At 73.4% G+C, this 21,136-nt stretch carries 14 protein-coding genes; 5 read left to right on the forward strand and 9 right to left on the reverse strand.

The features are described from left to right. From ACFTZC_RS36630 to ACFTZC_RS36650, 5 genes are all read right to left on the reverse strand, one after another. A partial coding sequence (locus tag ACFTZC_RS36630; RefSeq protein WP_382897599.1) for a serine/threonine protein kinase occupies positions 1-1,624 on the reverse strand: 1,624 nt, incomplete at its 3' end. 55 nt (positions 1,625-1,679) lie between these two features. Further along, positions 1,680-3,008 (reverse strand): hypothetical protein, encoded by a 1,329-nt coding sequence (locus ACFTZC_RS36635; protein ID WP_382897601.1) that lies wholly within the window; start codon positions 3,006-3,008, stop codon positions 1,680-1,682. Positions 3,009-3,117: 109 nt separating this feature from the next. Continuing rightward, positions 3,118-4,182: a glutamate ABC transporter substrate-binding protein gene (locus ACFTZC_RS36640; protein ID WP_382897603.1), complete on the reverse strand. Its 1,065-nt coding sequence runs from the start codon at positions 4,180-4,182 to the stop codon at positions 3,118-3,120. Positions 4,183-4,193: 11 nt separating this feature from the next. Then, positions 4,194-5,582 (reverse strand): hypothetical protein, encoded by a 1,389-nt coding sequence (locus ACFTZC_RS36645; protein ID WP_382897605.1) that lies wholly within the window; start codon positions 5,580-5,582, stop codon positions 4,194-4,196. A gap of 505 nt (positions 5,583-6,087) precedes the next feature. Then, the gene (locus ACFTZC_RS36650; protein ID WP_382897606.1) at positions 6,088-7,152 is read right to left on the reverse strand and encodes a mechanosensitive ion channel family protein; all 1,065 of its coding nucleotides are present in this window, start codon (positions 7,150-7,152) and stop codon (positions 6,088-6,090) included. Positions 7,153-7,513: 361 nt separating this feature from the next. Between ACFTZC_RS36650 and ACFTZC_RS36655 the strand changes: the two genes are divergently transcribed. Further along, positions 7,514-8,047, forward strand: coding sequence for an HNH endonuclease (locus ACFTZC_RS36655; protein WP_382897608.1), 534 nt, complete (start codon positions 7,514-7,516; stop codon positions 8,045-8,047). A gap of 36 nt (positions 8,048-8,083) precedes the next feature. Here ACFTZC_RS36655 and ACFTZC_RS36660 read toward each other — a convergent pair whose 3' ends face one another. Beyond that, a complete protein-coding gene (locus tag ACFTZC_RS36660) occupies positions 8,084-11,158 on the reverse strand; it encodes a beta-N-acetylglucosaminidase domain-containing protein (protein WP_382897610.1) in 3,075 nt (1,024 codons plus the stop codon). A gap of 315 nt (positions 11,159-11,473) precedes the next feature. On the opposite strand from ACFTZC_RS36660, the gene ACFTZC_RS36665 reads away from it, so the two are divergent. Genes ACFTZC_RS36665 through ACFTZC_RS36675 form a run of 3 tightly spaced genes read left to right on the forward strand, consistent with a single transcriptional unit; the run spans position 11,474 to position 14,253 of the window. Next, complete coding sequence (locus tag ACFTZC_RS36665; RefSeq protein ID WP_382897612.1) at positions 11,474-11,707, forward strand: hypothetical protein; 234 nt, start codon at positions 11,474-11,476, stop codon at positions 11,705-11,707. Between the two features lie 22 nt (positions 11,708-11,729). Beyond that, positions 11,730-13,961 (forward strand): 4-alpha-glucanotransferase, encoded by a 2,232-nt coding sequence (gene malQ / locus ACFTZC_RS36670; protein ID WP_382897613.1) that lies wholly within the window; start codon positions 11,730-11,732, stop codon positions 13,959-13,961. A 58-nt stretch (positions 13,962-14,019) separates the two neighbouring features. Continuing rightward, the gene (locus ACFTZC_RS36675; protein WP_382897616.1) at positions 14,020-14,253 is read left to right on the forward strand and encodes a hypothetical protein; all 234 of its coding nucleotides are present in this window, start codon (positions 14,020-14,022) and stop codon (positions 14,251-14,253) included. A gap of 84 nt (positions 14,254-14,337) precedes the next feature. Here the strand turns inward: ACFTZC_RS36675 and ACFTZC_RS36680 are convergent, their stop codons facing one another. The 3 genes from ACFTZC_RS36680 to pepN all read right to left on the reverse strand — a co-directional run bounded on the left by ACFTZC_RS36680 (position 14,338) and on the right by pepN (position 19,726). Next, entirely contained in the window at positions 14,338-15,942 is a 1,605-nt protein-coding gene (locus ACFTZC_RS36680) for a ricin-type beta-trefoil lectin domain protein (RefSeq protein ID WP_382897619.1), read from the reverse strand. 61 nt (positions 15,943-16,003) lie between these two features. Then, the gene (locus ACFTZC_RS36685; protein WP_382897621.1) at positions 16,004-16,705 is read right to left on the reverse strand and encodes a hypothetical protein; all 702 of its coding nucleotides are present in this window, start codon (positions 16,703-16,705) and stop codon (positions 16,004-16,006) included. 447 nt (positions 16,706-17,152) lie between these two features. Then, positions 17,153-19,726, reverse strand: a complete 2,574-nt coding sequence (pepN, locus tag ACFTZC_RS36690) for an aminopeptidase N (RefSeq protein ID WP_382897623.1) — start codon at positions 19,724-19,726, stop codon at positions 17,153-17,155. 160 nt (positions 19,727-19,886) lie between these two features. Between pepN and ACFTZC_RS36695 the strand changes: the two genes are divergently transcribed. Next, positions 19,887-21,136 (forward strand): MFS transporter (locus ACFTZC_RS36695; protein ID WP_382897626.1); only part of this gene is annotated, 1,250 nt, incomplete at its 3' end.

A 21,136-nucleotide genomic window follows, 5' to 3' on the forward strand; every position in this document is an offset into this window, starting at 1 on the left:
CGGCCGGGCCGCCCGCCCGGCCTGCCTCACCGAGCCCGGCAGCCCCGGCCGCCGCCTTGACGCGCCGGCCGAACAGGCCGCCCTTCGGCTCCGCCCGTACCCCCAGCCGTGAGACGTCCTCGGTCAGCTCCGCGAACAACTCCGTGTCCGTGACCCTCAGTTCCGGGCCGAACAGCGTGGACAGCGCGGGGCGCGGACGTCCCGTCTGGAGCGCCACGACCTCCCGCAGCACACCCGTGAGCTGCTCCGCCATCTCCTGGGCCGAGGAGAACCGCCGGGCCGGATCGGGGTCCGTCGCCCGTACCAGCAGCCGGTAGAACGACTCGTACGTACGGAAGACATCGATGTTGTCCGGGTCCGGGAGCGAGTCCGCGAACACGTTGGTGTAGCCCTGGAAGTCGAACGTCAGCACCGCCAGGGTGCGGGCGACCGTGTACAGGTCGGAGGCGACCGACGGGCCGGTCTCGGCGACCTCGGGGGCCTGGTAGCCCACCGTGCCGTAGATCGCCGACTCGTCGTCGTCCATCCTGCGGACCGCGCCCATGTCGATCAGCTTGAGCTGGTCCTCGGTCTGGATCGCGTTGTCGACCTTGAAGTCGCAGTACAGCAGGTTCCGGCTGTGGAGATGGCCCAGCGCCTCCAGCGCCTCGATGCCGTACGCGCACGCCTGCTCGACGGGGAGCGGGTCGCGCTTGCCGGCGCCCGTACGGCGCTCGTTGGCGATCTCCTTGAGCGACTTGCCGCCCACGTACTCCATGACTATGTAGCCGTCCATGGAGCCCGTGCGCTGGTCGAGGTGTTCCACGAAGTTGTAGATGCGGACGATGTTGGAGTGCTCGATCTCGGCGAGGAAGCGCCGCTCGGAGATCGCCGCCTCCATGGCGTCCTGGTCGCCCGTGTCCAGCAGGCCCTTGAGGACCACCCAGCGGTCCGACACGGCGCGGTCGATGGCGAGATAGACCCAGCCGAGACCGCCGTGCGCCAGGCACCCCACGACCTCGTACTGGCCGTGCACCACATCGCCCTCGTGGAGCTTGGGCACGAACGAGTACGGGTGCCCGCACTTCGTGCAGAACCCTTCGGTACGGCCCGGCCGGTCACCGCGCGCCCGGCCCACCGGCGCCCCGCAGTCCGAGCGCGAGCAGTACCGCTTGCGCTCCGGCACCTCGGGGTGCTCCATGACGGCGGAGCGCGGGTCGGGGCGCGGCACGTCCGGCACGGAGACCAGGCCCGCGCCCAGCCTGCCCCGCCCCGAGGTGCTGGTGGACGAGCCGGAGCTGCGGACCGAGACCGACCGCGACGACACCCGCCCCGAGAGCGAGCGGGAGAGCCGGCCCGAGACGGACCGGCGGGAGGTCGAGGACCGGGAGGAGCGGCTTGTTGACGAGCGCGCCGAACGCGACGAGCGCGAGGAGTCCCCGCTGCCCGAGCCCTTCCCCGAGCCGCCCCCGGAGCCGCTGCCGTCCCCGCCGCCGCCTGTGATGCCCGTGGGCGGCGAGGAGAGCGATCCGTTGGGGGAGACGACAGGGGCCAGACCGCAGGTGTCGCAGTACAGCTCACCGCCGCCCATGTCCTCGTACGAGCCCTCGCAGCCGGGGCGCTGGCACGCCGTGTTCCCGCTCATCCGTCCCCCTGCTCGCCTGCTGTCATGCCGCTCTCCGTGCCGGAGCCGTTCACCCTCACGCGCCACCCCCGCGGTCCGCCGGACCCGGCGGGCCGGGCACGAGGACGTCCGCCGCGGCCCGCTGGTACCGCAGGACGGCCTGCTCGGCGACACGCAGATCGCAGGGCGCGCTCCACAGCATCCGGCGCGCCGCGTCGTACCGCTCGATCAGGAAGGGGTCCTCGGCCATGCCGTGCCGGGCGACCTTCGCCTTGTACGCGTCGAGCCGGCCGCGCAGCTCGGCGCGGACCGCGAGCGGCGCCGTGACCGCGGTCAGGGACTCGCGGGCCCGCAGCAGTTCGTCCTCCGCCTCCCGTTCCAGCGACTCCAGGAGCGGCGAGAGCCGGTGCCACTGGGCGTGCCTGCGGTACTCCGCGGCGGCCGACAGCCGTTCGTGGAGCACGGTCGGCGGACCGCTCACCGCGGGCACCTCGGACGCGGCGATCTTCGCCAGCACCTCACCGCGGGCCGTGCGCGCCTCGGCGAGCGTGCGGTCGGCCCGCGACAGCACGTCGCGCAGCCGCATCAGCCGCTCCTCCGAGTCCTGGCGGACCCGCAGGACCGCCTCGATCTCGCCGCGCACATCCTCCAGCGCGCGGGCCGCCCGGTCGTACCGCTCGGTGTCGGGCCGGCCGCCGCCCGGGGCCGAACTGCCGGGCGCGGGGCGCCAGAAGGCCAGCGGATCGGAGATCACCTGGGCACGGAGCGTGGACAGCTCGTGGGTGATCGACTCCAGGTCGTCGCCCGCCGGATGCTCCCCGGGCCGTACGCCCACGGAGTGCGCCAGCGAACGCGTGCGCTGCAACTCCGCGGAGAGCAGGTCGATCCGGGCGGGCAGCGCCGACCACACGGAGTCCGCGGTCACGACCATGTCCAGCGAACTCGCGTACAGCTCGTTCATCCGCGTCACCAGTTCGGCGAGCGTGAAGTGTTCGGAGAGCCGGGCCGGGCCGGTGAGGTTCGGCAGCGGCCGGGCGGGGCCCGCGACGGTGACACCCCGGCCGCGCAGCGTCTCCGTCAGCTCCACCAGGTCGTCCCGGTTCGGCCAGCGCCGCCGCGCGCGCGCCTCACGGGCGCCGGTCAGCGCGGCGGTGTAGCTGTCGAAGTACGACCAGAGCAGGGTGATCGCGCCTTCGGCGGTGGCCCAGCGGTCCTTCGTGACCCCGGTCAGCTCGGCCCCTTCGAGAAGGCGGCGCCCCGCGTGGTCCTGGAGCGCGAGGAGCGAACTCTCGATCGCCTCGTGCTCCGCTTCGAGGCGCGCCAGGGCACGGTCCACCTCGTCCCGGTCCATCACCGGTCCCGGTGGCCTTCCCGTCGCCTCGGGAAAGGAGCCCGTGCCGCCCATCGATCACCTCTCCGCTCCGCCGTACGCCGCCGTGGCGCGTGCCTGCCGGCGCTGTCCGATCCCGTTCCGCCGCCGTTGCCACCGTCGTCCGCTGCCGCTGCCGCTGCCCTCAGCCGTCCTTGTACTTCGCCGCGGGCGGAGCGCTGATGCCCGGCAGCGCCGCCTTCAGCCACTTGTCGTACGAGAGCATCCAGCGGCTGTTCGCCCCACCCGCGCGATACCCGTCGAGCACCTTGTTCACCCGGGCCACCAGATCATCGTTGCCGAGCTTGGCCGCCACGCCGTAGTACTCCGGCTTGAGCGGCTCCCCGACCAGCTCGACCGCCGGGTCCTGGGCCGCCTGACCGGCCGCCAGCGCGTTGTCCGTGACCACCGCGTCGACCTCGCCGAGCTGGAGCCTGACCAGGCAGTCGAGCTGGTTGGGCACCGTCAGCCGGTCCTCGTCGCCGGCCGCGTTGTCGTGCTCGTCCTTGAATATCGCGCCGTAGGACTGCTGTTCCAGCGCCTTGTACGCCGTCGACCCGTTCGCCGTGCAGACCCGCTTGCCCGCGAGGGTCCTGTTGAACCCGGTGATCGTCGATCCCTTGGGGGCGAGCACCTGCTGCCCCGTCTCGAAGTAGGCCGTGGAGAAAGCGACTTGCTTGATCCGGTCGCAGTTGATCGTCATCGTCCTGACGACCAGGTCGACCGTGTCGTTGTCCAGCGCGGCGACCCGCTGATTGGTGGGGATGGCGCGGAAGATGACGTCCTTCTCGCTGCCGAGGATGTCCTTCGCTATGGCGCGGGCGAGATCGATGTCGAAGCCCTGGGGCTCCTTGGTGTCCGGGTTGAGATAACCCCAGCGGTAGCTGTTCTGGTCCACCCCGATGATCAGCTTCCGGTTCTCCCGCGCCTTGATCTCCTGGATGGAGGGACCGTCCTCGTTCGAGGCCGGCACGCTGCGCTCCGGCTCCCGGCACTCCTCCGCCGTCACCGCCGGAACGGCCGTGGCCGTGCGCTCCGCCCCGCCGTCCGGGCGCTCCGCGACGGAGTGCGAGAGCGGAAGCAGGGTGAGCGACGCCGTCAGCACACAGGCGCCCGCCATCGCCGAGACACCGCCCCAGCCGCGCAGCCTGGCGAACGGCCGGGGACCGCGCGTCCCGCGGAACCGGCTGAGGCTGTTCCTCGCAGTCATCCCGCCCCCTCTCACCGGTACTCCGAAAGCCTGCGGCCTATGCCGAGGATCGCGCCCACCGCCGCGAGCAGGGCCAGCACCCCCGCGCCGACCGCCAGCCCCGTCAGCGCGTCCCTGCCGTCCGACGCCGCCCGCTTGAACTCCTTCTGCTCCTGCTCGACCGCCGTCCCCAGCGCCTCGTCCACCGTGTCGAACGACTGCCCCGTCGAACCGCTGTCGCCGATGACCTTCCGCACCGCCGCGCTGTAGTCACCGGTCCGGTCGGTCTCGCTGACCGACTTGTGGCGCTCGCGCCACTGGGTGACCGCCGAGATCGCCTCGTCCACCGGTCTGCCGCCCGCGCTGTCGTCGGCGAGCTTCTTCGCCTCGCCGAGCGCGGTGCTGAGCTTGTCCATGCCCGTTGTGTAGTCCGTCTCGTACTTGTCGTGTTTGCCGTCCGCCGTGAGGACCGCGCCCCTGGCCACCAGGGTCAGGTTCTCGTTCGCGCGCGCCTTGAGCGAGTTGATCCTCGCCTCGTTGAGGACCTTCAGCGATTCCTGACCCTGCGTCTGGGCGTTGTTCAGCTCGGTCCGCGCGACGGTCTGGCCGACGGCCAGCCACAGCAGCAGGACCGTGGCCCCGGCGGTGGCCGCGAGGAGGCCGTGGTTGAAGACGCGGTTGGTCCGGCGGTAGTTGCGCCGCTGCGCCCACACGAGGACGCCGAGCGCGACGACACCGACCGCCAGCGAGACGAACGGCCACAGCCGCGCGTCGTCGTTGTCCCGCGCCAGCCGCTCCGTCTCCGCCGCGTACAGCTTCTCGGCGGCGGGCAGCAGCTCCCTGGTCATCTGCTCGTTGGCGTACCGCAGATAGGCGCCGCCCAGCGGCAGCCCCTGCCGGTTGTTGGCGCGGGCCCGCTCGACCAGTCCGGTGTAGCGCGGCAGCCCTTCGTTGAGCGTCCTTATCTGCCGGCCGGACTCGCTCCCGCTGTCCGTGTGCGTCGCCGCCGTGATCAGCAGCCCCGACGCCGTCTCGATGTCCTTCCGGTACCGCTCCTGCACCGCGGCCGGCTCCTGGGCACCCGCCAGGAAGCCGCTCGCCGCGGCCGTGTCGGCGTCGGCCAGCGAGCGGTAGATGTTCGCCGCGTCCGCGCTCAGCGGCTGACTGCGGCTCACCACGTCGCCCGCGGCGGAGTGCCGGTCGGCGACCTCCCACGCCGTCACCGCGCCGAACGCCACCACCAGCAGCGCCAGGGCCGCGCCGATGATCCGCAGCCGGCCCGGCTCCGTCGTCGCCGCGGCGCGCAGCCGGTCCGTCGTCTCCCACCACGCCGCACGGAGCGCGGGCGGCCGCGGCGCGCCCGGGGGCGCGGGCGGTGGCGCCGGCGCGTGCTGCGGAGCCGACGGTGGCGCTGTGCGCACATTCGGCGGGTATGTCACGTGACCTCCCCCTCGGTCATGGACGACGGCGGCCCGCCCCCTGCGGGCCGGGGGACAGCTCTCGGCCAGCAGTATGGCCGCAGGTACCGACAACTGCGCAAGAGCTGACTGGATCTTGATTGACGAACCGCCCGGCGCAGCCGCCCGCTCTCCCCACCATGAATACGCCAGGGCCCGGTGATCGGTTCCCCTTCACGGCAGTTCATACGCGTTCGGATGACTCACGACCGGGCTAGGGGCTGTCGTTGGGATCAGGCTGGGCTCGCGTGCCCTGGCACCGCGCCTCGCGGCGTTGACGGCGGATACGGGGGAGCCGACGCTCACGCGTCGCCTCCCTCCTCCGCCTTGCGATCCACGGCACCAGACCCCGCTCCCTGATCCAGCCTGATCCCAACGACAGCCCCTACCCGACTTCTTCCCCCGGTACCCGTGGTTCCCCGCACCCACGCGTGGTTCTTCCGTACCCACGCGCCCTGCCCGGAGGCCCCTACTTGGCCAGATTCGGCGGCGGCGCGATCGGGGACGCCGCCATGGACTGCGGGGACGTCGGGCTCGCCAGCGCCGACGGGGCCGCGACGCCCGCCGACGGGTCCGGCGCGGACTCCTCCTCCACCGCGGCCGGGACGCCCCCGACGATCCGGATGCCCGCCTCGTCGAAGGCCAGCTTGATCCGCCAGCGCAGCTCGCGCTCCACCCGGAGCGCCTGGCCGGGCATGGTCTTCGCGGAGACCCGTACCGTCACCGAGTCCAGCAGCACCGAGTCCAGGCCCAGCACCTCCACCGGGCCCCACAGCCGCTCGTTCCACGGATCGTCCTTGGCGAGCTTCTCGGCCACCTGCTGGATCACCGTACGGACCCGCTCCAGGTCCTCCGTCGGCCGGACCATCACGTCCACGGCGGCCGTCGCCCAGCCCTGGCTGAGGTTGCCGATCCGCTTGACCTCGCCGTTGCGTACGTACCAGATCTCGCCGTTGTCGCCGCGCAGCTTCGTGACGCGCAGCCCCACCTCGATCACCTCGCCGGAGGCCACCCCGGCGTCGATCGTGTCCCCGACGCCGTACTGGTCCTCCAGGATCATGAAGACACCGGAGAGGAAGTCGGTCACCAGGTTGCGCGCGCCGAAGCCGAGCGCCACGCCGGCGACCCCGGCGGAGGCCAGCAGCGGGGCCAGGTTGATGCTCAGCGCGCCGAGCATCATCAGCGCCGCCGTGCCCAGGATCAGGAACGAGGTCACCGACCGCAGCACCGACCCGATGGCCTCCGAGCGCTGCCTGCGCCGCTCGGCGTTGACCAGCAGCCCGCCCAGCGCGGTGCCCTCGACGGTCTGGACGCTGCGGTTCATCCGGTCTATCAGCTTGGTCAGCGCCCGGCGGATCACATGACGCAGCACCAGCGCGATCACCAGGATCAGCGTCATCCGCAGGCCGATGCTCAGCCAGGTGGCCCAGTTCTCCTCCACCCAGCTCGCCGCGTCCCCCGCCCGGTCCGCCGCCTCGTCGAGCGTGACGGGGTCGGACGCGGAGCCGGCGGCCAGTGGGACGGACCAGGACACGACAGGGAACCTCCAGATGCGGGCCGGACGGTGGTGCGGCGCGAGCGGTACGGCGGAAACGCGACATCCGGCCACGTGTACGCGACCGGATGAACCACACTAACGGGGCAACGCGGCGCGCCCCGCGCCCCGCGCGACGGAGAGACGCGCCTCACGTGGGCCCCGCGGCGTGCCCGTACGGCCCCGGTGAGGCCCGGGGCGGGCAGAACCCCTGCCACGGGGCCTCCCGGTGGCTCCTGTGGCAGAAAACACTCCGAGCCCGTTACCTGGACGTGGTGGCGTTTCGACCAGGCATGAGGAGAGACTGAGAGCAGATCGTCCCGGCGCGAGCCACGTGCCGCCGGCGTAATAGGAGGCATCCGTGCCGCATGTCCTGGTCCTCAACGCGTCGTACGAGCCGCTCGGCGTCGTACCGCTCCGCCGCGCGCTCGTCCTCGTTCTGGAGAACAAGGCCCTCTGTCTTGAGGAATCCGGCGCCTATATGCACAGCGAGACCCGAGTCATCCCGGCCCCCAGTGTCGTACGGCTCAAGCGTTTCGTGCGGGTCCCCTACCGGGGGCCCGTCCCGTTGACCCGCCGGGCGCTCTTCGCCCGTGACGGCGGACGCTGCATGTACTGCGGTGGCGTCGCAACCAGCGTCGACCACGTCATTCCGCGCAGCCGTGGCGGACAGCACGTGTGGGACAACGTGGTGGCGGCCTGCCGCCGCTGCAACCACGTCAAGGCGGACCGCCACCTGAGGGAGCTGGGCTGGCGGCTCAACCACCAGCCCGCCCCGCCGTCCGGCCTGGCCTGGCGCATCATCGGCACCGGCCACCGCGACCCGCGCTGGATGCCGTACCTGCAGCCGTACGGAGCGGAGGACGCGGTGGCCCGCATCGACTCCTTCCTGTAGGCCTTCAGGAGAACCGTTCTACGAGGACCGGCCCACTCAGGGGCGGGACCGGTCCTTACCGGCGGGCGCGCCGCGCACCGCGTACGCCTCGACCGAGAACAGCGAGTACCCGAAGCGGGTGCCCCTGGCGTCGGCCTGGATCCGGAGGTACCGGGTGTCCTTCGCGTCCAGGCCGACCGCCTCCCGGCCGCCCTTGCCGTCCTTCACCGTCGCCGCCGTGCGCCACCTGCGCCCGTCCTCGGAGACCTGGACGCGGTAGCGGCTCGCGTACGCGTCCTCCCAGCGCAGCACCAGCCGGCCGACCCGCGCCGGGCGGGCCAGTTCCAACTGGAGCCAGGCGGTGTCCTCGACCGGGGCGGACCAGCGCGTCGCCGGGTCGCCGTCCACCGCCGCCGCGGCCGGGAAGTCGGGCGTCTCGTCGCCCGAGGACGACGCCGTGGCCGTACGGGCCAGGTCCGGTCCCGCGGTGTCCGGTGCGGCGCGTACCGTCAGCGTGCGCTCCTCGCCCGCGAACGAGAGCGGCACCTCGTACGTGCCCGCGGGGGTGCCCGCACGGACGCTGATCTCGACGGGAACAGTCCGCTGCGAGCCGCGCGGCACCGTCGTCCCCTTCGGCGCCGTCACCTTGATGCCGGAGGGCGCCTTCGCCGTCAGCGTGCCTTTCACCCCGCCGGGGCGCAGCGACGTCAGCCGCGCCTCCACCCGTTCGGGACCGCCGCCGATCCGCGCGTCCGTCTCGCCCCGGGCCAGGGTCAGACCGGCCCGGGGCTCGTCGGCGAACCACGGTACGAACGCGACATCGGCCGGCGGGGTCGCCGCGGCGGGCCCGCCGGGACCGACCCGGCCGCCCGACCAGACGATCCGTACCGCGTCCACCGGCTGCCCCTTCAGCGCCTTCAGCGCCGTCCCCGCGGGCTCGGTCCAGCCGCTCGGGGACAGCGGCCCCAGCGGCCGCCAGCCCTGCCCCGGCACATGGGCCTCGACGGCGGCGCCCGCGCCCGTCCCCGGCGCCGTCAGCGTGTTCAGCGTCTCGACGGGCCGGGGCCGCCCCACGCTGACGGTGTACGTGCGCCGGCCGTCCCCGCCGGTCTCCTCCGTGACGGACTGGCCCTTCGCGCGCGCCACGCCCGTCCACGCCGACGCCTCCTTCACCGCCCGGTCCAGGAAGGCGCCCAGCACCCCGCTGCCGACGGTCGCCTTGCTCGCCCCGGCCGCCGAGCGCAGCGGCTTCAGGTCCACCGAGGCCCGCCACGCGGCCGCGCCGTCGCCGCGGTCCTGGGCGCCCAGCAGGTCGACCGCGAGTTCGCCCGCCTCGCCGTACCGCGCGAGCTGGTCGAGCCAGGGCCGTACCTCGTCCTCCAGCAGGCCGCCGGCCGTGCCCGAGAGCCGTTCCGGAGTCTCGCGCATCGCCGTGAACGCGCTCCGCAGCGCGGTCGCCGCGGCCGTGCGCGCCCGGCCGTCCGAACTCGTGCGCGAGCGCCAGAACTCGTCCAGCAGCGGACGCAGATAGGCGGACTCCGGCTCGCCGAGGATGGACGAGGCCCCGTTGCCCGCCAGTACGCCGAGCGCGTCACGGGCCCGGCCGTCGCCGCCCGCGAGATCCGCGATCGCGGCCCGCCAGGACTCCTGGGGCCGGTAGCCGCGCGGGTTCCACGCGTAGTCGGCGGCGGTGAACAGCGGGATGCGCGAGGCGGACGCCTGTTCCATCGCGTTGGCGAGCAGCGCGGCCGAGCCGGTGGCGACCGCCGGTTCCCGGCCGGTGTACGGGCCGAGGAAGAGCCGGCTCTGCTCGTAGTCGTTGACCGGATAGTTGTCCAGGGTGACCAGAGGGTGCTTGAAGGCGGTCCGCGCCTCCTTCAGCTCCCGGCCGGTGATCGTGCGCGGCACGACCCCGACGCCCGTCCACGCGACCTGCACGCGCGGGCCGAGCGCCCCGGCCAGCGCCGCGCGGTACTCCGTCGCACCGTCCTGGTAGTACTCCGTGGGCATCACCGTGAGCCGCTGGGCGTCCGGGTGCCGCTCGGCCAGCCAGGCCGCGACCGCGTTCGCCACCCGTGCCTGCGCCCTGGCCGCCGCCTCGGGGCCGGAGCCGAACGTCTCCGCGTCCGCCCGGCAGTGCCACTCGCTGTAGCTGACGTCCTGGAACTGGAGCTGGAAGGCGCGCACCCCCAGCGCCCACATCGCGTCGATCTTGCGCCGGAGCGCCGTGAGGTCCTGCTCGGAGGACATGCACATGGCCTGGCCGGGGGAGACGGCCCAGGCGAGCGTCACATGGTTGCGCCGGGCGCGCTCGGCCAGCTCGCGGAAGTCCGCGCGCTGCGCGGCGGGGTACGGATCGCGCCAGCGCGCCTGCCGGAAGGGGTCGTCGCCGGGCGCGTACAGATAGCGGTTCTGTTTGGTGCGTCCCATGAAGTCGAGCTGCGCGAGGCGCTGTGTGTGGTTCCAGGGGCGGCCGTAGAAACCCTCCGCCGTACCGCGTACGGCCGTGCCCGGCCAGTCGCGTACGACCACACCGGGGACGGCGGGCCGCTCGTCGCCGTCGCCCGTGCCGTTCGGGGAGACGAGCTGGCGCAGGGTCTGGGCCGCGTGGAACAGGCCGTCGGGACCGATGCCGTCCAGGGCGACGGTGGACCGGCCCGCGACGGTGCCCACCGCGAGCCGGTAGCCCCCGGAGGGGATGTCGGCCTGCTCGGGGGCGCGCAGCGCGTCGAGCGCGGCCCGCGCTCCCGCCCCGCCCGCGAGGACGACGGGGCCTTTCCCGGGAAGGGCTCCACCGGCGGACGCCGTCACGCTGTGCACCGTACGGACGCCCGCGGAGCGCAGCACCGCCGCCAGCTCCCGTACGGTGTACGGGTCGGCTCCCGCGCCTGCGACGACGGTCGCCTCGTCCCCGAGGGGTACGGCCTTCCCGGCGGCCCGGATCGTCTGCGGCCGGGGCCAGACGGCGGGAAGCTCGTCCCGGTTCGCCCGTTCGGGTGAGGAGGCCGTGGGGGACCCCGGGTCCCCGGGGGCGGCGAGTGCGCCCGGCGCGGTGCCGAGAAGACCGCCGATCACGGCGACGGCCACGGCGGTCGCGGTCCTCCTCCGGTGCCCGCTGTGCCCCAGCTGCATGCCCGACTCCCCTCCTGCTGCCTGCCGGTACCACCGGTACCGCTGCCAACCCGGCGCCGAGCGCCAACGAGCCCACCACCCCGTGGTGAGGGTGTCAATGCGTGCGGCCGTTGTGTCGCATTTGCCCGCTGTGGTAAGCAGGACCCCGCGCCGCGCGGTGATGATCAACCGCTAGGCGCCAATACGTTCGAGCGGGCCCGCGGGTTCGAGGAACAGATCGTGACTCGACACACGTTTACGGGGGGTGGACGTCTGCGGTCCCATCCGCTGGGTAGGGCTGCTGTGTCCTGTTCCCTGTCATCTGGAGGCGCCGTCATGGCCGCATCCGCTCAGCTCCTGCTCTCCGCATTCTCCAAACAGGCCCAGCCCGCACCGCTGACCAGCGAGCCTCCGCTCGCGGCCGACTTCGCGGGCCCCCTGACCAGCGAGCCCCCGCTCGCCGACGCCGCCCCGCTCACCAGCGAACCGCCCCTCGCCGACACCGCCCCGCTGACCAGCGAACCGACCGCGCCCGGCACCGCCGGCGGTACGGAGTCCCCAGGGGTATGACCGTCTGAACCAAGGAGTCCGCATGGGCTTGGCCAGGCTCGCCGAGCTGCACGGTGTCGCCACCGCGTACTCACCCGCACCGGGCACCGAGGTCCCGGTCCCCGACGACACGGTCGTCTCCGTGCTCGCCGCGCTGGGCGTCGACGCGTCCACGCCCGCGGCGGTGAGCGCCGCCCTGAGCCGTGCCGAGTCCGCCGCCGGGAGCCGTCTGCTGCCGCCCACGCTGGTCCTGTGGCACCCGCCCCGTGGATCCGGGACCGTCCCCCCTGATGGTGTCGCCGGTGCCGACGCCGGCGACAGCGCCGATACCGGCGCGGACCGGCCGCTGCCGGCCGCCCTGACGGCGCTCCCCGCGGGCTCGACGCTCCGCGTGGAGGTCGAGTACTGGCGGAGCGCGCGCGGGGAGACGGTCGAGCTGCCGTGCGCGGCCCCCGCGCCCGCCGCGGCCTGCGTGCCCGCCACCCCCTCCGGGTGGGCCCGGCTGCCGCTCGGCGTGCACCGGCTCACCGTCGAGGCCCCCGACGGCCGTACGGAACGGGCCGTGCTCGTCGTCGCACCCGACCGGGTGCCGGAGGCCCCCGCCCGTACCCACGGCTTCCTGGTGCAGCTCTACTCCCTCCTCTCCGCCCGCTCCTGGGGCATGGGCGACCTCGGCGACCTCGCCGAACTGGCCGCCTGGTCGGGCCGGTCCCTCGGCGCGGGCTTCGTCCAGATCAACCCGCTGCACGCCGCCGTGCCCGGCGCCCCGACCGACCCCTCCCCGTACCGGCCCTCCTCGCGCCGCTTCCCCGACCCGGTCCATCTGCGGATCGAGGCCGTGCCGGAGTACGCGTACGTACGCGGCCCGGACCGCGAGCGGCTCGACGCGCTGGCGGAGAAGGCCGCCGCGCTCCGCGAGGCCGTCCTGGGCAAGAGGGGCCGGGCAGTAGGCCCCGGCGGCCCGGAGGGCGGCGGGCTGATCGACCGTGACGCCGTGTGGGAGCTGAAGCGCGCCGCCCTGGAGATCCTCGACCGCGTCCCGCTCGGCCCCGGCCGGCAGGCCGACTACTGCGACTTCCTCGCCGCCCAGGGACGCGCCCTGGAGGACCACGCCACCTGGTGCGCCCTCGCCGAGGTGCACGGCCCCCGGTGGCGCGACTGGCCGGACGGGCTGCGCGACCCGCGCTCCGCCGAGACCTCCGCCGCCCGCACCCGGCTGCTCGACCGCATCGACTTCCACTGCCGCCTCGCCTGGCTCACGGACGGCCAGCTCGCCGCCGCCTCCCGCGCGGCCCGGGACGCCGGAATGCCCGTCGGGATCGTCCACGACCTCGCCGTCGGGGTGCACCCGGACGGCGCCGACGCCTGGGCGCAGCAGGACGCCTTCGCGGACGGCATCTCCGTCGGGGCCCCGCCGGACGCCTTCAACGCGCTGGGCCAGGACTGGGGGCTGCCGCCCTGGCGCCCGGACATTCTGGCCGCGTCCGGCTTCGCCCCGTACCGCGGACTGCTCCAGGGCCTGCTGCGACACGCGGGGGCGCTGCGGATCGACCATGTCATGGGGCTGTTCCGGCTCTGGTGGGTGCCGCAAGGGCGGCCGCCCACGCACGGCACGTACGTGCGCTACGACGCGGAGGCCATGCTCGCCGTCCTCGCCCTGGAGGCGCACCGGGCGGGCGCCGTGGTCATAGGGGAGGACCTGGGCACCGTCGAGCCCGGCGTGCGCGAGACGCTGGAGCGGCGCGGCGTGCTCGGCACCTCGGTGCTCTGGTTCGAGCGCGACTGGGCCGGTACGGGGCGCCCGCTGCCGCCCGAGAGCTGGCGCGAGGGGTGTGTGGCCACCGCCACCACCCACGACCTGCCGTCCACCGCCGCGCGGCTCACCGGCGAGCACGTGGAACTGCGCCACCGCCTCGGCCTGCTCACCCGCCCGCTGGCGCAGGAGCAGTCGGAGGAGCACGCGGAGGTCGCGGAGTGGCTCGGCTGCCTCGCCCGGCTCGGGCTGCTGCCCGGTGGCTACGGCGGCGACGACGACGAGGAGGAAGCCATCCGCGCGGTGTACCGCTTCCTGCTGCGCACCCCTGCGCGGATGGTCGGGGTCTGGCTGCCGGACGCGGTGGGCGACCGCCGCCCGCAGAACCTGCCGGGCACCTGGGACCAGTACCCCAACTGGCGGCTGCCCGTCGCGGACGCGCGGGGCCGCCCGATGACGCTGGAGGAACTGGCCGCCTCGCCGCGCCTGCACCGCCTGACGGAGGTGCTGCGGTCCGGATGAGCACACGTACTGGCACCCCGCCCGCGCGGGGCTCAGGGGCGTTCGCTACGTTTGCACCGTGGACAAGAAGAACACTCTGCGCGCCGGCGCCCTGGCGGCCGGTACGACGCTGATGATGCTGCTCATGACGTCCCCGGCCCTCGCGCTGACCCGGGACGACGGCGACGACCCCGGCCCGGGCCTGAGTGTGGCCGAGACCCTCGGCCTGTTCGTGGTCGCGCCGCTGGTGATCTTCGGCGTCATCGCCGGTCTGGTGATGGTGCTCGACAAGTCCCGCAAGCAGCACGCCTGACGCCTCCGAAGGCGCCGCCCGCACCACAGCTCGGTGCCCGGGCGGCGCCTTCGCGCGTGTCCGGTGACCCCAGGACGGCAGGCCCTACGTGGGAAGCTGCCATTGCTGGTTCACGCCGGTGTGGCAGTCGAAGATGATGAGCGGCGTGCCGTTGTCCGATTTTCCCTCTTCGAGGTCCAGGCACCGGCCCGACCCCACGTTCTTGAGCGTTCCGTCGGCCTGGCTCTCCCACTGCTGCGCCGGGGTTCCGTTGCAGTCCCACAGCCGTACGGGCGTCCAGTTGTCCGTGCCGCTCCACTCCACGTCCATGCACTTGCCCAGCGCCTGGATCCGGCCCCCGTCGAGCACCTTCCAGCGCTGGGCGTCGGTGTTGTTGCAGGTCCACAGCTGAAGCCCGGCGCCGTTCTCCGTGTCGGAGTTGGCGACATGCAGGCACTTGGAGTCCATCCCGGTCACCGCGCCCTCCGGTTCCGCGGGAGTGACGGGTTCCTTGGGCACCAGCTCGACGGGGGACTCGACCACCCCCGTGGGCGACGACTGCCCGCCCGCGCCGACGGCGTCGTCGCCCCAGTCGGGTCTGACCACCAGTAAAACCGCCCCGACGATCGCGACGAGCAGGGCGGCGCTCGCCGACACCAGGGCGGCCCGCCGCCCGGCGTCCCGCGCGGGGGGAGCCGCCGGGACGAGCCGTGCCGGGGCGAGCAGCGTCCGGGGCACGGCGGCGACCGTCGGGTTCTCGTGCGGAGTCTGCGGCGTTCGACCGGCGACGGGCGGCGTGTCCCGGGACCGCGAGGGATCCGGGTGGCCCGCCACCCCGTCCAGGACCGTCGGGACGGGGCTCTCCGCCGCGACGAGCTGCCGGTAGACCGGGTCCTCGGTGAGCGCGGACCGTACATCGCACCGCCGGATGATCTCCGCGGGATCCGGCCGCCGCTCGGGCGTCACCTCGACACACGCGGTGATCAGCTCCGCGAGGTCCGGATCGACGCCGTCGACGTCGATCTCCCCGTTGAGGCTGCGGTAGACGACCCCCGCCGCGTTGTCCCCGAAGGGGCCGCGCCCGGTGGCCGCGTACGCCATGGTCGCCCCGAGGGCGAACACGTCGGCCGCCGGTCCGACCAGGCTCTCGGTGATCACCTCGGGCGCGGTGTAACCGAGGCTGCCCACCGTCTGCCCGACCTGGGTGAGCGCGGTCTGGTCCGTCGTACGGGCGATGCCGAAGTCGATCAGCCGGGGCCCGTCGGGCGACAGGATGATGTTCTGCGGCTTCAGATCGCGGTGGCTGACCCCGCGCAGGTGCACGTCCGCGAGCGCCTCGGCGAGGGCGGCGAACAGCAGCAGACAGAACCGGTGCGGCAGCCCGCCCGGCACCTGCGACCGGATCGCCGCGGCGAGCGTGGGGCCCGGCACGTACTCCGTCGCCAGCCAGTACGGCCGGGCGTCGACCTCCGCCTCGACCAGCGCCGCCGTGTACGCGCTGCGCACCCGCCCCACGGTCTCCACCTCGCGGCGGAACCGGGTCATGATGTCGGCGGAATCGGCGAAGTCGTCCCTGACCACCTTGATGGCGAGCAGCCGTCCCCCGGGCGAACGCCCCAGGTACACCTGTCCCATGCCGCCCGCGCCGATGCGCGCGAGGATCGTGTGGTGGCCGAGCTTGGTGGGGTCAGTGGTGCGCAGCTGATTCACGACCGGACCATCTCATATGCACCGCACAGGAGTTGAACTGGGTAGGCGAACCTCGGACGGGTCAGACGATGCGCGGGACGGCCCCGGCGATCTCGTCGTCCCAGTTGGTGACGATCGGCTTGTCGACCTTGGCCGTGTCGGGAAGCTTGATCTCGGCCGGGTCCGGGTCGTCCTCGGAGGTGGCGATGATGATGTTCTCGAACTCCACGCCGGCGTCGTCGTTGGTGGTCTTGGGGCTGACGCCGGCGTAGGCGACGACGGAGCCGGTGAGCTTGATCGGGTCTTCGCCGCCCTGCCCGACGGGAGAGGCGACGCCCTCCCTGTTGGAACCGAAGGACACGCTGGGGGTGTTGGGGTCCAGGTAGCAGGTGATGCCGGACTTGGCCGAGACGGTGATGAGGTAGTAGCCGCCGGCCTGGGTCTCCGAGGTGACCTTGAAGTCCACGTCGTTGGTGCCGCAGGACTGTCCGTAGCCGTCCTTCTTGGGGTCCTCGGAGCCGCCGGCCGAGTCGGAGGAGCCGGAGTCCTTGGAGCCGGAGTCCTTCGAACCCGAGTCCTTGGAACCGGAGTCGGAGCCGGAGTCGCCGGAACCGCCCGTGGTGGAGCTGCCACCGCTGGAGCCGGAGGTGGCGGAGGAGGTGGCCGCGGAGTCCGTGGCGCCGTCCTCCTCGGGGCCGCAGGCGGTCATGGTCGCGGCGAGGGCCGTTACCGTGGCGGCGGCGAGGACGAGGCGGGCGGAACGGGCGGTGAGACGCGAACGCATCTTGATCTCCAGCGGCTGTCGGTTGCGGTGTTTCCTGCTGACACCGACGACATTAGGGCCGGCTCGATCCTGAAATGATCTCGTCAATGTCCGGGTTCTGTCTCAGCGAATCGGTTCCATGAAAACGCGCCGGATTCGCTCCAGCCCCAGGTCAGATGCCATGCGGGCACCGCCCGTGCACCGTCGGGCACCGCGCGAGGTCCCCACGGGCAACTGGCGCCCGACGCGCGTCCCCGGACCGCACCGGGGCGGGACGACGGGTACACATCCCGCCCCGACCGGAGCCGGGGACGCTCCTGGGGAACCGCCCCCGGCCGCTCCGTGGCCCCGCGCCCGGTGGCCACCCGCAGGTGACCACCGGGCACACCGGGCGCACCGCTCACCCGGCACACCGCTCGCCGGGCTCACCGGGCTCGGCTCACGCCCGCAAGCCCCGGCGTCAGCCGGTTACGCGCTCGCCGCCTCGTCCGCCGCCTGGGCCCGCAGGGCGCGTTCCACGCCCGAGCGGGACTCCGAGATCAGGCGGCGCAGCGCCGCGTTCGGGCCCGCCGAGGCGAGCCAGGAGTCCGTCGCGTCCAGGGTCGCCTGCGAGACCTGGATCGCCGGGTAGAGGCCGATCGCGACCTGCTGCGCCATCTCGTGCGAGCGCGCGTCCCAGACGCCCGCGACCGCCGCGAAGTACTTCTCCGCGTACGGCGCCAGCAGCTCGCGCTGGTCGGTCTGGACGAAGCCGCCGATCACCGCCTCCTGGAGGGAGTTGGGCAGCTTGTCGCTCTCCACGACCGACGCCCACGCCTCCGCCTTGGCCTCGGCCAGCGGCCGGGCCGAGCGGGCGGCGGCCGCGTGGCGTTCGCCCGCTGCCGTGCGGTCGCGCTCGTACTCCGCCGCGATCTCCTCCTCGTCGTGCAGCCCGACCGCCGCCAGCCGCTGGACGAACGCCCAGCGCAGCTCCGTGTCGACCGCCAGGCCCTCGACCGACTCCGTGCCGTCCAGCAGCCCCTGCAACAGGTCGAGCTGGTGCGGGGTGCGGGCGGTCGCCGCGAAGGCCCGTGCCCACGCCAGCTGGTGGTCGCTGCCCGGCTCCGCCGCCCTGAGGTGGGCCAGCGTCGCCTCCGTCCACTGCGTCAGCCCCGCCTCGCGCCACGCGGGCGCCGCGTACAGGTCGAGGGCCAGCTTCACCTGGCGGTGCAGCGACTGGACGACGCCGATGTCCGACTCCTTCGCGATGCCGGACAGCACCAGAGCCAGGTAGTCGCGGGTCGCCAGCTCGCCGTCGCGCGTCATGTCCCACGCCGACGCCCAGCACAGCGCGCGCGGCAGCGACTGCGTGAAGTCCCCGAGGTGCGCGGTGACCACGCGCAGCGACTCCTCGTCGAGCCGGACCTTCGCGTACGACAGGTCGTCGTCGTTGAGCAGGATCACGGCCGGGCGCGGGGTGTCCGCCGGGAACGGCACCTCCGTACGCTCACCGTCGACGTCCAGCTCGATCCGGCTGGTACGGACGAGCTTGCCGTCCTCATCCAGGTCGTAGCAGCCGACCGCGATCCGGTGCGGGCGCAGAGTGGGCTCGCCCTTGGCGCCCGCCGGGAGCGCCGGGGCCTCCTGCCGTACCACCAGCGAGGTGACGTTCCCCGCCTCGTCCAGCTCGATCTCCGGGCGCAGGATGTTGATCCCGGCCGTCTCCAGCCACGCCCTCGACCAGGTCTTCAGATCACGCCCGGAGGTCTCCTCCAGCGCGCCCAGCAGGTCCGACAGGCGCGTGTTGCCGTAGGCGTGCGCCTTGAAGTACGCCTGCACGCCCTTGAAGAACTCGTCCTGCCCGACGTACGCGACGAGCTGCTTCAGCACGGAGGCGCCCTTGGCGTACGTGATGCCGTCGAAGTTGACCAGCACGTCGTCCAGGTCGCGGATCTCCGCCATGATCGGGTGCGTGGAGGGCAGCTGGTCCTGCCGGTACGCCCAGGTCTTCATGGAGTTGGCGAACGTCGTCCAGGAATGCGGCCACCGCGAGCCCGGCGCGTACGCCTGGCAGGCGATCGACGTGTACGTGGCGAACGACTCGTTCAGCCACAGGTCGTTCCACCACTCCATGGTGACCAGATCGCCGAACCACATGTGCGCCAGTTCGTGCAGGATCGTCTCGGCCCGCGTCTCGTACGCCGCGTCCGTCACCTTCGAGCGGAAGACGTACTGGTCGCGGATGGTCACCGCGCCCGCGTTCTCCATGGCGCCCGCGTTGAACTCCGGGACGAAGAGCTGGTCGTACTTGGCGAAGGGGTACGCGTAGTCGAACTTCTCCTGGAACCAGTCGAAGCCCTGGCGCGTGACCTCGAAGATCGCGTCCGCGTCCAGGTACTCGGCGAGCGAGGGCCGGCAGTAGATGCCCAGCGGCACGGACTGCCCGTCCTTCTCGTACGAGCTGTGCACCGAGTGGTACGGGCCGGCGATCAGCGCGGTGATGTACGACGAGATGCGCGGCGTCGGCTCGAAGACCCAGGTGTGGTCCCGGGGCTCCGGCGTCGGCGAGTTGGAGATGACGGTCCAGCCCTCGGGCGCCTTCACGGTGAACTGGAAGGTGGCCTTCAGGTCCGGCTGCTCGAAGGACGCGAAGACGCGCCGCGCGTCCGGGACCTCGAACTGCGTGTAGAGGTACGCCTGCTCGTCCACCGGGTCGACGAAGCGGTGCAGCCCCTCGCCCGTGTTGGTGTACGCGCACTCCGCGACGACCGTCAGCTCGTTCGGACCCTCGTGCAGCTCCTTGAGCGCGATCCGCGAGTCGGCGAAGACGGCGGCGGTGTCCAGCGCGGTGCCGTTCAGCACCACCTCGTGCACGGCGGGCGCCACCAGATCGATGAAGGTCTCCGCCCCGGCCTCGGCGCTGCGGAACCGCACGGTGGTCACGGACCGGAAGGTGCCGCCCTCCTGCGCGCCGCTGAGATCGAGGTCGATCCCGTACGAGTCAACGCTGAGGAGGCGTGCGCGCTGCTGTGCCTCTTCGCGGGTCAGATTTGTGCCAGGCACCCGGTTCATCTCCTCGGTATGTGACGTTTGGAGTCATCCTTCCACGGCGGGTACGGGAGATGCGGGGGCATAGGGCTGCCCTGGTCCTTCACGGGAGATCGGGGCCGCCCCGGGTGTTGATCCGGGACGTCGGCGGGCGAACGCTTGTCCTATGCATCGGATGGATCAGGCACCGGGACCGCCTCCGGGGAAGAGCGCGTTACCCCCGTCCGTCCTCGCCGTCGCCGCCGCCACCTTCTGTGTCGTCACGACGGAGATGCTGCCCGTCGGACTGCTCACCCCCCTCGGGCGGGGGCTGGGCGCCTCCGACGGTACGGCCGGGCTCGCCGTCACCCTGCCCGGGCTCGTCGCGGCGCTCGCCGCGCCCCTGCTGCCGGTCGCCGCGCGCCACGCCGACCGGCGGACCGTGCTCCGGGCGCTGCTGCTCCTGCTCGCCGCCGCCAATGTGCTCTCCGCGCTCGCGCCCGCCTTCGGCTGGCTGCTGGTGGCGCGCGGCCTGGTCGGGGTCTGCGTCGGGGGCGTCTGGGCGATCGCCGCCGGGCTCGCCGCGCGCCTCGTCGGCGGGGCCGGGGCGGGTCGGGCCACCGCCGTGATCTTCAGCGGGACCGCGGTGGCGTCCGTGCTCGGGGTGCCGGCCGGGACGCTGATGGGGGGTCTCGCCGGGTGGCGCTGGGCGTTCGGCGCGATGGCGGTGCTGGCCGTCGCGGCGGCCGCGCTGCTCGCCGTGCTGCCGCCGCTGCCCGCGCGGGAGGCGGTACGGCTCGGGGAGGTCGCGGGGCTGTTCCGTACGCCGGGGGTACGGGCCGTCCTGGTGGCGGCCGGGCTGCTGGTCACCGGGCACTTCGCCGCGTACACCTATGTGCGCCCGGCGCTGGAGCGGGTGGCGGGGATCGGCCCGGGGCCGGTCGGCGGGCTGCTGCTGGGGTACGGGGCCGCCGCCCTCGCGGGGACCTTCCTGGCGGGCGCGGCCGCCGCCCGGGCCCCGCGCCGGGCGCTGCTCGGCCTCGCGGCGCTGCTGGCCACGACGGTCCTGCTGACCGTTCCGGCGGGCGGTTCGCCGGCCGCCGCCGTGGCGCTGCTGCTGGTGTGGGGCGTGGCGTACGGCGGGGTGCCGGTCAGCGCCCAGAGCTGGCTGATGACGGTGGTCCCGGACCACCGGGAGGCGGGCTCCGCGCTCTTCACCGGGGTGTTCAACGCGGCCATCGCCCTCGGCGCGCTGCTCGGCGGCCGGGCCGTGGACCGCCACGAGGTCGCCGGGGCCTTCGGGCTCGGCGGCGCGCTGGCCGCGCTCGCCGTCGTCCTGGGGGCGGGAATGACGGCGGGGGGGGGGGCCCCGTCCACCCGGCACATTTTACCGGAGGGGCAGAGGCCCCCCCCCCCCCCCCCGAAACCGGGGGGCGCCGGGCGGCC

Origin of the sequence: Streptomyces sp. NPDC056987, assembly GCF_042673865.1 — a bacterium.
In the GTDB taxonomy this organism is placed as follows: domain Bacteria; phylum Actinomycetota; class Actinomycetes; order Streptomycetales; family Streptomycetaceae; genus Streptomyces.

Coding starts and splice junctions, on each gene's coding strand:
- ACFTZC_RS36635 (WP_382897601.1), bottom strand. CDS start 3,008: ATGGGCGGCACGGGCTCCTTTCCCGAGGCGACGGGAAGGCCACCGGGA.
- ACFTZC_RS36640 (WP_382897603.1), bottom strand. CDS start 4,182: ATGACTGCGAGGAACAGCCTCAGCCGGTTCCGCGGGACGCGCGGTCCC.
- ACFTZC_RS36660 (WP_382897610.1), bottom strand. CDS start 11,158: ATGCAGCTGGGGCACAGCGGGCACCGGAGGAGGACCGCGACCGCCGTG.
- ACFTZC_RS36665 (WP_382897612.1), top strand. CDS start 11,474: ATGGCCGCATCCGCTCAGCTCCTGCTCTCCGCATTCTCCAAACAGGCC.
- malQ (WP_382897613.1), top strand. CDS start 11,730: ATGGGCTTGGCCAGGCTCGCCGAGCTGCACGGTGTCGCCACCGCGTAC.
- ACFTZC_RS36685 (WP_382897621.1), bottom strand. CDS start 16,705: ATGCGTTCGCGTCTCACCGCCCGTTCCGCCCGCCTCGTCCTCGCCGCC.